Here is a 12,854-nt window from a genome sequence, read left to right as displayed (position 1 = left end):
CTCGTCAGTTGATGGTGCGTCCCTGCTGGATATCCTCTTCGGTGACATCGAACGTCTGTCCGGTGCCCGCAATCCGGTACTGCCCGGTCGCCTTCACCTCGCCCGACCACCCGGACGTTGCGTACGGGACGACGAACGTACCGTTCACGCTCTCCTGCCGGTAGGTAAACTCACGGCCGGCGTTCGTGACGATGGGAACTTCGATGATCCCGTCGCCCTGGATGGTGGCACCGGGGACGTACTCGAATATCTTGACGTGCTTCAGGTCAGGCCCGTCTTCACCGACGTTGCCGAAGACGTTTCCGGGCGTCTCGTGAACGAGCCGGTAGTGCTGGAGCGCCGGCACCCGCTCGAGCGGCTGGAGAACCGAGTCCCCCCGGAACTGGTAGTACATGTTCAGGAGCGTCGCGTGCGAGCCTGCCGGCGCGTTCCTGTTGTAGGCCTCCACCGCGGCCGCACCTTCCGTGGCGTTCATCTGCTGGGTGCGGGTGATGACGGGAAGCGAGGCGTTTGCCGCGGCCGGCTCCAGGTACTCGGCGTAGATCACCGATGCCTCTGTCGGATCGGTCATGGAGCCGTCGAAGTTATGGAGCCGGGAGACCATCGTCAGGTAGTACTCCTGGGTGTTGAACGGCACCGCCTGGTACTCCGACGAGCCCGCGCTCACCGGGAGGAGGAAGTAGGGCTGGAAGGGTTCCTGACCCACGGCGGGATCGGCCCAGGTCGCCGGGGCGTGGAACTTCGAGGTGTCGAGCTGGATGTCGGTGATGACGTAGCGGGTGCCGATGTTGTCGAGGATCCGGTTTGCGGCCTCTTCATCGGTCGAGACGAGGTAGGTCGCGGAGCCGTTCGGTCCCGAGACCCCGTGCTGGAAGGGGTTGTTGTTCGGGATCCGCTTCGCAACGAAGGTGATCCAGTGGCCGTAGTCCCACCAGGACATGACGCCGTAGGACTCTTCGGGGTAGGTGAAGGTGTTCCGGTCATGGATCGCGTAATAGTCGACGCCGGGGTCGGGCGTGTTCTCGCCCATCCACTCAAGGGCCTCCATCCATTGTGAGTCCATGCCGGAATATTTCGCGCCGGTGGCGAGAGCGATGTTCCCCATGAGAGATGTCCCGGCAAAGATGAGCGTAACGACAACGACCACGGCGAGCGCTCCGACTTTGAGATAATCCGGCTGGTCACGCCTGGTGGCCTTTGCCTTCCGGGTATCGGGAGCCTTGCCGCCCTTCTTGCCTTTCTTTGGCATCTCCTGCTTTTCGGCGGCTTCAGGTGCGGGGGTGGCCTTGCTGCCGCTCTCTCTCCCGAGGAGACGTGCAATATCTTTCCAGGTCGCGTTTATGACTGCGCCTGCAAAGACCGCCGCGAGCAGGGCGATGTTTGCGGCGAGGTAGTACTCGTACCGGACGTGCGCGGCCGTCGATGCCAGGATGATCGCCGACCAGATCAGGACGAAGACGTGGGCCGGGTTCACCCTCTGGCGATTCAGCCAGACGAGGGTGGCAGCCCCGCCGGCCGAGAGGACGAGGCCCCAGTGGAACGTTGCCCAGGCGGCGGCAAACGACCAGGCCCGGGCTTCCTGGACGGTCGTGGTGATCGCAGCCTCCCCGAAGAAGGCAACAAGGCTCGAGATCAGGAGGCCGTAAATCTCCGGCAGAGCGATGTAGAGCACCGCGACGGCGAGCGCCGCGACGGCCGCGAGCGCGGCCGGATAGTAGTACTTCGGGCGGTCTTTCAGGAAGACCGAGAGCCCGTAGAGCGCGAGCGTGCCTGCGATGAGGCCGGCGTAAGCAATGACGTGCCCGACGCTGTACAGGGAGAGGCCGAGTCCAGAGTGCGGGAAGCCGAATGCCGCCGCCCCGATGATGACGACACCGAAGACAACGGCGTTTACGAGAACCAGATACTCGCTCGATCTCTCCTGGAAGAAGTCGAGGATGAACTGGACCAGAGTGAAGGCTACAACGATGAGTGCGAAGAGAACCATCGTCGGCATGTTGAAGAACCCGAGGAGGTACGCGACACCGGCGAGAGCCGCTGTGATAACCGGGATCTTCAGGGTCTCAACATTCTTCGGGGAGAGCGGCCGGTCGCGTGCCGCGAGCAGCGCCGTGACGTAGGCGAGGACGAAGATCGTCGAGAAGAGTGTCTCCGCGATATGGTGGTCGACGAACCCGAAGAGGGATCGGTAGGCGTAGTTGCTGCCGATGACCGCAATCAGGCCCGCTGCGATGAGGCCGGTCTTCCAGTCGGCAATCTTTCTCGCGAGCAGGTAGATGACCGGGACCATCGCGACGGCCATCAGCGGCGGAACCCAGGACGCGACCAGCATGATCTCGGGGCGCGTCGCCGCGCCGGTGAGGACGCAGAGCGCTGCTGCGATCTGAACGAAGAGCGGTCCCCAGTAGACGACGTCGCCGGACGGGTAGAGTGTCATGGCGTCGAACCAGGCGTAGCCGGGGAAGTTCGCGACGCTCTGCTCCACCTGGCGGAGGCTGTACCAGGGGTCGTTGCCGAGGAGATTGACGCCTTCGGCGGTCACCAGGCCTTCCGAAGGGATGCCCCGCGTCCAGAGCGTGAGCAGGGCGAATAGAATGATGATACCAATGATGATGTATGGTTGGTACTTCTTGAGATCCATCTGAGCCATCGGACACTCCTTGTTACGAATCTGTTTCCCTTCGAACCATTAATAACCTTGGCGTATCCGCGACGCCGGAAAAAGAGTGAATTTCAGCGTGTTCCCGTCACCCGCTCGAAGATCTTCTCGAATGCCTCGGCCTTCTTCTTCCAGCTGTGCTCCTCCACCCCGGCCGGGCACCGCCCCGGGGAGAGAGCCTGTTCGTCGACACGCTCGAGGAACTCAACTTTATTCCGGTAGACGGCGATATGGTCGCCGCCCATCCGGAGCATATCGGGGATGGGGGTCGAGAGGATCGGTTTTCCGCATGCCGAGTACTCGAAGTACTTGTTCGGGAGCGCGATATCGATCCACTGGGGTGGAGAGAGCGGGATGAGGCAGAGGTTCATCGGCGCGATGTAGCCGGGGAGGTCGCGGTAGTCGACGGCACCGGTGAAGTGCACCCTGCCGGCGACCCCGAGTCGGGCAGCGAGTGCCTGCAGTTCGTCCAGGTAGCCGGTGAAGAGCGAACCGCCGACGATCAGGAGTTCCGCGTTCGGGTGCTTCTCGAGGATCTCCGGGAATGCCCGGATCACCTCGTCGAGGGCATACCACCGCTCGACCGCCCCTGCAAACCCGAGCACGAAGGCATCGGGAGCGATCCCGAGTGCCGAGCGCATCGTCCCATCGTCGGTTGGGCGGAAGAGGTCGGTGTCGACGCCGTTCGTGATCAACTCGGCCTCGTAGCCGTAGCCCCTGAGTTTCTCGACGAGCCCCGGGGAGACCGTCGTGACGACGTCGCTGTGGTCCAGGTTGTAGCGGGTGATATTGAGGACGCCTTCCCGGAGCACCCACTTAATCGCGGGATTTTTGTAGTAGGCAGCGGCGGAGTCGGGGAACCAGTCTTTGAGGTCGAAGACCACCGGGACGCCGGACTTCTTCGCCGCCCGGACCATCGCCGTCCCCGCAAGGACGTGAGCCCCGACGACGACGTCGATCTCGTGGTCGCGGATGATCTCGCTGATGACCCGGTAGTGGCAGGGTGCGTTCAGGGTGTAGTGGAGGAACGGGCTCTCGACGGGAAACCGTGTCGCCTCATGGACGTGAAGAAGGGTCTCGCGCTCCTTGCCCCGGCTGACATGGAAGTGCGGGACATGAACCTCGTGCCGTTTCGCGAGCTCCTCGAAGATGTTGTGGTGCCTCGAGGGGATCGGGTGGTGAATGTAGTCCTGAGTGGAGACGAGGAGGATCTTCATCGTTATCGTAGGTTAGTGGCTTATGGGGTCTGGAGTTCTCGCACCATATCGCAGATATACGCCAGTTCTTCGTCCGTCACCGCCGGATGAACGGGCAGGCTCACGACCGATGCCGCGAGGCTGTCCGATACCGGGCAGGAAGCGGGCTCGCTCTCGTAGACCGGCTGCCGGTTGACGGGGATGGGGTAGTGGACGGCGGTCCCGATCCCCCGCTCTGCGAGAGCGTTCATGAACGCGTCCCTTGAGAGTGGATAATCGCCGGGAACCTTCACGACGTACTGGTGGTAGACGTGCCGGACGCCCGGTGCGACGCAGGGCGTCGCGAGCCCCGTGCCCGCGAGGTGGCGGTCGAGGTACCGGGCGTTCGCGATCCGGCGCTCGTTGAAGCCCTCGAGCCGGCCGAGCTGCACGAGGCCGATCGCGGCGTCGATGTTCGTCATCCGGTAGTTGTAGCCGATCGCCGAGTGAAGGTACTTCTGGCTCTGGCCGTGGTTGATGAGGAGCCGGACGCGTTCCGCAAGGGCATCGTCGTCGGTCGTGACCATGCCGCCCTCGCCGGTGGTCATGTTCTTCGTCGGATAAAACGAGAAGCAGCCGATATCGGCGAGGCTCCCCGCCCGCTTCCCGTGATACTCCGCGCCGTGCGCCTGGGCCGCGTCCTCGACGAGGATGAGGCTACGGTCATCACAGACCTCGCGAACCGCACCGACGTCGAACGGCTGCCCGAAGAGGTGGACGCCGACGACCGCCCGGGTCTCGGGGCGGACGAGGGCCGCGACCGAGTCGGGGTCGATGTTGAACGTCGCAGGATCGACGTCCGCAAAGAGCGGCGTCGCCCCGCACATCGAGACCGCGGACGCCGTCGCAAAGAACGTGAACGCCGGGACGACCACCGAGTCCCCCGGCCCGACGCCCGCGGCGAGGAGAGCCGCATGGAGCGCCGCGGTGCCCGAGTTGACGCCGACGGCGTGGGCGGCACCGCAGTATTCGGCGAACCGCGACTCGAACTCCGTGACGACCGAGCCCTGGGCGAGCATCCCCGACCGCATCACAGCGGCGACAGCCGTGATCTCCTCCTCGCCGACGAGCGGCCGGGCAATGGGAACCTTCACCGGCACCGCCTCGCTTCAGGGGGGAGCGGCCGGAACCGTGCGGGAGTCCCCACCGCGAGCATCCCGGGCGGGACATCCTTCGTCACCACCGCTCCCGCGGCGACGAACGCTCCCTCTCCAACGGTGACGCCGGGGAGGATCGTCGCGTTCGCACCGATGACGGCATCGTTCCCGATCACCGGCCCCCGGAGGGATTCGTGCGGGCCGGGCGGGTAGCGGTCGTTCGTCAGCACGGCGTTCGGGCCCACGAAGACCCGTTCCCCGATCCGGGCGCCGGTGGGGACGTAGACCAGGCTCTGGAGCCGGACATCGTCGCCGATCGTGCAGTCGCCCTCGATCACCGCCGCCGTCCCGATCGCCACGCGGTCGCCGATGGTCGTCTTTTCGCGGATCAGCACGTTATGGCCGGTCTGAAAGGCATCGCCGATCACGACGTCGCAGTAGATGATCGTGCCCGACCGGAGGACGGCCCCCCTCCCGATGGTGGTGCCGGGGTAGTCGCTCTCTCCCATCCGGTCGCGGGAGGGAAACCCGACGGTCACCGGCTCGAATATCGTCGCCCCCTCGCCGAGGGCGTTACGTCCATACTCAATCATTCAACGGTCACGCTCTTTGCCAGGTTTCGCGGCTTGTCGACGTCCCGCTGCAGGGCACATGCGGTGTGGTAAGCAAGCAGCTGCAGGATGACCGACGCGGTCAGCACCTGTACCAGAAGATGTGTGTTCGGAATGGGGATGAAGATGTCCACGATCTCGGCAAGTTCCGTATCGCCGGCAACCCCGAGCGCGATGACCGGGGCTTTCCTCGCCTTCATCTCCTTGATGTTCGAGGCCATCACGCCGTAGGTCGAACCGGGGGTGCAGATGGCGACGACCGGCGTCTCGGGGGTGAGCAGGGCAAACGGCCCGTGCTTCAGTTCTCCCGCTGCATACCCCTCGGCGTGGACGTAACTGATCTCCTTCATCTTCAGGGCGCCTTCCATCGAGACCGGATAGAACGGCCCTCTCCCCACGAAGAAGACGTGTTCGGCCTTCGAGCAGAGGGCGACTGCCTCGTGGATGTCCTGGAGGAGGGCGTCGCCGATGGCCAGGTGCGCGTGCGAGAGGGCATCGTCGAACGCCCCCTCGCAGCGCAGGTTGACTATCTGCATCAGCGCCGCAAGCTGCGCCGTGTAGGACTTGGTCGCGGCGACGCCGATCTCGGGGCCGGCCCGCATCAGGAGCGTCTCGTCCGCAACCCGGGTGACCGTGCTCCCCTGCATGTTGGTGATGGCGAGCGTCGGGCAGTTGCGGGCTTTCGCCATCTTCAGGGCGGCGATCGTGTCCGCCGTCTCCCCTGACTGCGAGACCGCGATCGCGAGGCCGTGGAGGGGCGGGGTGAAGTACTTGAACTCCGATCCCATCTCGACGCGTACCGGTATGCCGCAGAGCGGTTCGGCCAGGTACTTGAAGACCAGGGCGGTGTGGTAGGACGTCCCGCACGCGACCAGGGTGATCTCGTCGGCCTCCGTGACCATCCGCTGCACGCGCTCGTCGATGCCCGCCCTGATGGTCTCGTAGAATGACTGGGGCTGCTCGTAGATCTCTTTTAGCATGTAATGGGCGAACCCGCCCTTCCGGGTATCCTCGACGCACCAGTTGATCAGTTCGATCGGGCGCTCCACTGTTTGGCCGTTGTGGTAGACCGTGTAGCGGCCGGGCGTGAGATCGGCGACGTCCCCGTCTTCGAGGAAGATCACGCGTTCGGTGTACTCGAGGAGCGGCGTCATATCCGAGGCGGCGAAGACCTCGGCATCCCCGATGCCGAGGACGAGCGGGCTCGCATCGCGGGCGGCGACGATTCTCTGTGTATCTTCCGCGATCGCGAGGACGGCATACGAGCCCCGGAGCAGGGGGAGGGTCGCGTTGACCGCCGCGAGGAGATCGCCATCGTAGTGCTCCTCGATGAGGTGGGCGATCACCTCGGTGTCGGTCTCCGACCGGAAGGTGTGGCCGCGTCCTTCGAGCTGCCGCTTCAGTTCGCCGTAGTTCTCGATGACCCCGTTGTGCACCACGGCGATCCTTCCCGAGCAGTCGGTGTGCGGGTGGGCGTTGAGGTCGTTCGGTTCACCGTGAGTGGCCCAACGGGTATGCCCGATTCCGGTGGATCCGCGGAGATCGGCCGCCCCGGCCTCGCCGTCCGAGATGCGGCCGGTCTTCTTGTAGATCTCGATTGCGCTCCCGACCGTCGCGATCCCGAAGGAGTCGTAACCCCGGTACTCAAGCCGCTTCAGCCCCTGGATCAGAACCGGGGTTGCATCCCGTCTCCCGATATAACCAACGATCCCGCACATCTACATCACCCGCGTGCCGTCCTCGATGATGCCGATCACTGTCTTCCTCTCCCCGATGGTGACACCGTTACCTGCGATACAGTTCTTAAACGTTGTGAATGGTGCCGCGCGGACTCCCTCGCCGAGAACTGCGCCGAACTCCTCCTTCTGGATCCGGTCGCCGACCTCGAGGAGGCTCGCGGACGGGTAGGTGGTGGTGTGGTCGGCAAGGATGCACCCCTGGCCGAAGACCGCCGAGACGATCCTCGAATGCGACCCGATCGTGACGTCGTTCATGATGAGCGAGTCGCCAACGTAGGTGAATGGTTCGAGCACTACCCGGTCGCCGATGCTCGTATCGGGCATGATGACGCAGTTCGGGCCGATGTTGCAGTTGCTCCCGATGGCGACGGGGCCGTAGATGACGGTGTTCGGGCCCACGGTCGTCCCGGCGCCGATACGCACGGTGCCCCGGCGGATGACGGATGCGTCGATCTCCCCCGAGATCCCGGGTTTGATCTCCCGAAGCATCCGGCTGTTCAGTTTCAGGAGATCCCAGGGGTAGACGGCGTCCTGCCAGTCGTCTGCCGGGATCGCCCGTATACGCCGGCCCGATGCGATCATGGCGGCGATCGCGTCGGGGATCTCGTTCGTCTGGATGTAGGAGAAGACGTCGGGGGTGAAAGAGTAGACGCCGGTCGATACCGTGAACGTCGGGGCGTCTTCGGGTTTCTCGACGATCTCGCGGACGATGCCGTTCCTGATCACGACGACCCCGAAGTTCGAGGGGTTCGGGTGCTCGGCGACGAGCATGGCGTTCCGCTCCTCCTTGATCCGGGCTATCGATTCGGCGTTGATGTAGTTGTCGCCGGGAAGAACCAGAAAATCGTCCGTGATCTCCGACTCGGCCGCCCGGAGAGCATCCGCGGTTCCGAGCTGCCGCTCCTGCACGACGACCTGGATCGGGGCGTCGAGCCTGTTGAGGTGCCGGATGACCTCTTCCTTGCGATACCCGACCACCACCACGATATCGCGAATTCCGTTCTCCAGGAGGGCGTCGATGACATACTCGATGATCGGCCGGTTTGCGACCGGGAGCATGGCCTTGGGCTTGCTCCTCGTCAACGGCCGCAGACGGCTCCCTTCTCCCGCTGCTAGAATGACTGCCTGCATCATATCACCTGATGATTGAGTTGTCCTCGACGCATCCTTCGACGAGGGAATGAGGAGCCACCCGGGTACCGCTGCCGACGAGGCTCCCGACGTTGACCGAGCAGTTGATCCCGAAGAGGACGTCGTCGCCGATGATGGCGCCGAACTTCCTCCGCCCGGTGGTCTTCCCGCAGACCTTCACCGATCCGCTGTCGTGCCGGAGGTTCGCGACCTTGGTTCCTGCGCCAAAGTTGCAGTTACTCCCGACGATGCTGTCGCCGATGTAGTTGAAGTGCGGGATCTTTGTTCCCGACATGACGATGGAGTTCTTGAGCTCGGTCGCGTGCCCGATGTGGCAGTTGTCGCCGATTGCGGTGGAGCCCCTGATATAGGCGTGGGGGCCGATGACGCAGTTCTCACCGATGACGCAGGCTCCCTCGATATAAGTCCCGGCCCGGACAACCGTCCCTTTTCCGATGCTGACCGTCTCCGGGACGGTGCATCCGTCCTCGACGGTTCCGTGCCGTTCGTGGCAGATCGAGGAGAGAAGCCCCTCGTTTGCGTCGAGGAGATCCCACGGCTGCCCCACGTCGAGCCAGTAGGCGAGCGAATATGCCCTGAGTTTTCCTTCATTGATATAGGTCTCGAGCGCGTCGGTCAGCTCGAACTCGCCCCGGCCTGATACCTTGATGCCCGCAAGGAGGTCGAAGACGCCGGGGTCGAAGAGGTAGGCGCCCGCGTTGATCAGGTTGCTCTTCGGCTCCTCGGACTTCTCCTCGAGACCGGTGATGCGGTTCCCTTCGACGGTCACCACGCCGTAGTCCTGCGGGTGGTCGGTCTCGTGAATCCCCACGCACGGAGCATCCATCCGGCAGAGTTTCTTGATATCGTCTGATTTGAGGATCATATCCCCGTTCAAGAGGAGGAACCGATCGTCGATCATCCCTGCCGTCGCCCGCAGGGCATCGGCGGTGCCGAGCTGGTGACGCTGGGTCACATAGGCGATATTCACGCCAAGGCTGCTGCCGTCCCCGAAGTGGTTCCGGATCTCACGTTCAAAGTATCCGACGACGAAGGTGAAGTCGGTGATTCCGGCATCGCGGGCCGCGACGATCAGGTGCTCCATCATCGGGCGGTTCGCGATCGGAAGCATCACCTTCGGGCGCCGGGCGGTCAGGGGACGCATCCGTTTCCCTTCGCCTGCTGCCAGTACGACACACTGCATATATTACTCCAGAGTATGTTTTGCCTTCTCAAGGGCGGCATGTCCCGCTTCAAGCATCTCTTTCGCCTTTGCGGGTGTTCTTCCCTCGGCCGTGATCCGGACTTTCGGCTCGGTGCCGCTTGCCCGGATCAGGTACCAGCCGTCTTCATCCTCGCACCGGACTCCGTGCGTCGGTTCTTCGGCCCCCATCGCTCTCATGACCTCCCGCGGGGAGGCGATGCGATACGACTCCCGGAGAAGGGTATAGCGGGGCATCCGGTCGAGTTCTTCTGCAATCGACCACTCCGAGGCTATCTCGCAGAGGAGGGCCGCAGCGTAGATCCCGTCCGGGCAGTAGGAGTGCCGGGGAAATATCCAGCTCCCCGACGCCTCGCCGCCGAAATCCCCCCAGGAGAGGAGTTCTTCGGAGACGAAACTGTCGCCGACCGGCGTGCGGCGGACCTCCGCGATCTCTTCGATCGCCATCGAGGCGTCGACGGTGGTGACGACGCGCTTGCGGTCGAGGTACTTCGCAAAGAGCATGAGGAGATGGTCTCCGTCGATGTAGCGGCCGCGCTCGTCGAACGCCATCATCCGGTCGGCGTCGCCGTCGTGGATCACCGCGCACGCGGCGTCCCGCCGCCGGACGATCTCGCCGATGTAGGGAAGGTTTGCCTCGAGCGGTTCCGATGGGCGGGCGAACCTTCCCATGACGTTGCAGTTCAGGCCGATAACGGTTGCCCCGGCCGCGGCGAGGAGGTCGGGGGTGATGACGCTTCCGGCACCGTTGCCGCAGTCGAGCACGGCCGTGACGGGGCCGGAGAGGCTGACCTTCTCGAGGATCGCCTCCCGGTGCGCGTCCACCGCGTCTATGGGGCGTACGTGCCCCTGGTCGTCCCAGTTCTTCCAGTGAGTGGCGCGGAGCGCATCTTCGATCCCCGCCTGCTGCCGGAGGGTGAACGACGACCCGTCCGGGTTGAGGAGTTTGACCCCGTTGTAGGATTCGGGGTTATGGGAAGCGGTGATCATGCAGCCCGCGTCCGTATTCCGCGTAGCGTGCGCGACCGTCGGCGTGGGCGCGATCCCGCAGGAATAAACACCTGCACCGGCCGAAAGCATCCCGGAGACGACGCAGTGCTCAAGCAGTTCGCTGGTCGTGCGGGTGTCCCGGCCGACGACGATCCCTGAAGCCCCGGCTGCGATTGCCGCTCCGATGCGAAGCGCGAGGTCGACGAGGCCGGGACTGAACTCCTGCCGGATCCCGGAAGAGCCGAAAAGCATACTCCTGTATAATCCTTTCTTTCCTAAAAAAAGGTATTCATCGTCCGTAGGGACACCAGTGCTCGAGATTGATAAGGCCGCCGACCCCGGCGGCCGAGGGTCCGAGGAATATCATCTGTTTCTTCTCGCGGTACTCGTCGATGCAGGCGACCCCCGCATCGCTCGTCATACCGTCCCCGCCGACCAGGAGGATATCGGCCGCCTCCGGCGTATCAACGATCTGCGTATCGAGTGCCCGCTCGAGTACCGGCATCGGGCCGACGAGATAGACCTTCTTTCCGGCGACCTCGCGGGAGAGCTCCGCAAGGCAGGGGGCGTAGCAGTCCGGGGTGCAGGGCTGGAGCCTCCGTGCCAGGCAGAGGAACGCCGAAACGGTGTTGACGATCGCGCCCGCCGCACCCCTTTGTTTCTGATTCGTGAGCGGCGCACCGAACATAAACGAGATCCGGGTGTTCGCCCGGACCGGCTCGCTCGTGATGAACTGTCCGATCCGCCCGCCGAAGTGCCCCTCCATGCAGACGCCTTTTGGATACTGGCAGACGTCCGCGTCGTGGTTCACGCCGAGCGTCACGACACCGTCCTCGCACCCGCTGTCCGCGAGGACTGTCTCCATTCTCTCGATTGCATCGTGCCAGAAACTCATGGTTCTTCCTCCATATCCGACAGGATCGCCCGCACGGGCGACCCGTCGCCACCTTTGAGCCGCAGCGGAAGTGCCGTCATGAGATAGTCTCCTTCCGGCACGGCGGAGAGATCGAGGAGTTCGAGGACGACCATCCCGCTCCCGAGCAGCAGGCGGTGGACGGAACCGTCGCAGTTGAACGACTCGATCGACGGCGCGTCGGTTCCAAGGCAGGTGACCCCGGCTTCGACGATCATCTCCGCCGAAGCGGGGGAGAGTGACGGGTATCCGGGATCGAACTCCCGCCGTCCCGAGAACCAGGTCTTTACGAGGATCGTCCTCGCGCCGTCGAGGCGGCCGGCGAGATGGGCGGGTTCGATGATCTCCCTTACGTCGCTGCAGTCGAGCACCCGTGCGGGCCCCATCAGCACCGCGGGTGGGATCTCGTCGATCGTCATGCCTCCCTCGATGTAGTGCGACGGGGCGTCGATGTGCGTTCCCGTATGGCTTCCAAGGGTCATCTCGGTCACACGGTACTGCCCGTTGTCGATCTCGTGGAACCGGGGCCGGACGTCGCCCGGGTAGAGGACGGCGTCCCCGGAGAGATCCCGGGTGATGTCGTAGACCGTCACGGGGACACCTCTCCCTGCCATCCGAACTGCCCGATCAGCGGCACGAAGCAGACGCCGCCGAGCGGGATCGTCTCCACCCTCCCTTCGCGTTTGACGAGTTTGACGAGATCCTGGCATTCCCGCGGCCCGACGGGAGCGACCAGCCGTCCTCCCTTGGCAAGCTGGTCGATGAGGGGTTGGGGGATCTCGGGCGATGCCGCCGTGACGACGATGGCGTCGTAGGGCGCCCCGGGAGAATAGCCCTGCGTGCCGTCGCCGACGACCACCTCAACACCGGTGACCCCTGCCCGCGCAAAGTTCTCCCGCGCCCGGTCGGCAAGGTGGGCGAGGCGTTCGACGGAGACGACCTTCCCGGCGAGTTCGGCAAGGAGCGCCGCCTGGTAGCCGCTGCCGGTTCCGATCTCGAGGACACGGTCGTGGGAGCGGATCTCCAGTTGTTCGGTCATGACAGCGACGATGTAGGGCTGTGAGATGGTCTGCCCCTCGCCGATGGGGAGCGGCCGATCTTCGTAGGCCGCACGTTCGAGGTTTCTGGGCACGAAGAGGTGGCGGGGGATCTTCTGCATCGCGGCGAGCACCCGCTCGTCACCGATTCCCCGAGCCCGGATCTGGAACTCCACCATCTCCTCGCGTTCCCGTCTATAGGGATCGATCCCCATCCTCC

The 12,854-nt window shown here is 64.2% G+C and carries 11 protein-coding genes; all 11 read right to left on the bottom strand.

The genetic code is table 11. The annotated features are described in order from the left end of the window. Positions 1–4: 4 nt before the first annotated feature. Positions 5–2,650, bottom strand: coding sequence for an oligosaccharyl transferase, archaeosortase A system-associated (locus MCUHO_RS08515; RefSeq protein ID WP_067076824.1), 2,646 nt, complete (start codon positions 2,648–2,650; stop codon positions 5–7). A gap of 83 nt (positions 2,651–2,733) precedes the next feature. Then, a complete protein-coding gene (locus MCUHO_RS08510) occupies positions 2,734–3,876 on the bottom strand; it encodes a glycosyltransferase (protein ID WP_067076820.1) in 1,143 nt (380 codons plus the stop codon). Positions 3,877–3,896: 20 nt separating this feature from the next. Next, positions 3,897–4,988 carry a DegT/DnrJ/EryC1/StrS family aminotransferase gene (locus MCUHO_RS08505; protein WP_067078776.1) on the bottom strand — a complete coding sequence of 364 codons (1,092 nt, stop codon included), beginning with the start codon at positions 4,986–4,988 and terminating at the stop codon, positions 3,897–3,899. Further along, positions 4,985–5,584 (bottom strand): acyltransferase, encoded by a 600-nt coding sequence (locus MCUHO_RS08500; RefSeq protein WP_067076817.1) that lies wholly within the window; start codon positions 5,582–5,584, stop codon positions 4,985–4,987. The genes MCUHO_RS08505 and MCUHO_RS08500 overlap by 4 nt, the downstream gene beginning before the upstream one ends. After that, positions 5,581–7,320: a glutamine--fructose-6-phosphate transaminase (isomerizing) gene (gene glmS / locus MCUHO_RS08495; protein ID WP_067076813.1), complete on the bottom strand. Its 1,740-nt coding sequence runs from the start codon at positions 7,318–7,320 to the stop codon at positions 5,581–5,583. Before glmS ends, MCUHO_RS08500 begins: the two co-directional genes overlap by 4 nt. Next, entirely contained in the window at positions 7,321–8,475 is a 1,155-nt protein-coding gene (gene glmU / locus MCUHO_RS08490; RefSeq protein ID WP_394328825.1) for a bifunctional sugar-1-phosphate nucleotidylyltransferase/acetyltransferase, read from the bottom strand. It abuts the gene before it with no gap. Between the two features lies 1 nt (position 8,476). Continuing rightward, the gene (glmU, locus tag MCUHO_RS08485) at positions 8,477–9,676 is read right to left on the bottom strand and encodes a bifunctional sugar-1-phosphate nucleotidylyltransferase/acetyltransferase (RefSeq protein WP_067076808.1); all 1,200 of its coding nucleotides are present in this window, start codon (positions 9,674–9,676) and stop codon (positions 8,477–8,479) included. Positions 9,677–9,679: 3 nt separating this feature from the next. Next, entirely contained in the window at positions 9,680–10,936 is a 1,257-nt protein-coding gene (gene glmM / locus MCUHO_RS08480) for a phosphoglucosamine mutase (protein WP_067076804.1), read from the bottom strand. Between the two features lie 37 nt (positions 10,937–10,973). Further along, a complete protein-coding gene (locus MCUHO_RS08475) occupies positions 10,974–11,579 on the bottom strand; it encodes a hypothetical protein (RefSeq protein WP_067076801.1) in 606 nt (201 codons plus the stop codon). Beyond that, the gene (locus MCUHO_RS08470; protein WP_235808215.1) at positions 11,576–12,211 is read right to left on the bottom strand and encodes a cyclase family protein; all 636 of its coding nucleotides are present in this window, start codon (positions 12,209–12,211) and stop codon (positions 11,576–11,578) included. Before MCUHO_RS08470 ends, MCUHO_RS08475 begins: the two co-directional genes overlap by 4 nt. After that, the gene (locus MCUHO_RS08465) at positions 12,187–12,849 is read right to left on the bottom strand and encodes a protein-L-isoaspartate(D-aspartate) O-methyltransferase (protein WP_067076795.1); all 663 of its coding nucleotides are present in this window, start codon (positions 12,847–12,849) and stop codon (positions 12,187–12,189) included. The genes MCUHO_RS08470 and MCUHO_RS08465 overlap by 25 nt, the downstream gene beginning before the upstream one ends. Positions 12,850–12,854: the final 5 nt, after the last annotated feature.

This window comes from Methanoculleus horonobensis, assembly GCF_001602375.1.
Lineage (GTDB): Archaea > Halobacteriota > Methanomicrobia > Methanomicrobiales > Methanoculleaceae > Methanoculleus > Methanoculleus horonobensis.
This window is presented reverse-complemented; position numbering and strand designations above follow the sequence as displayed.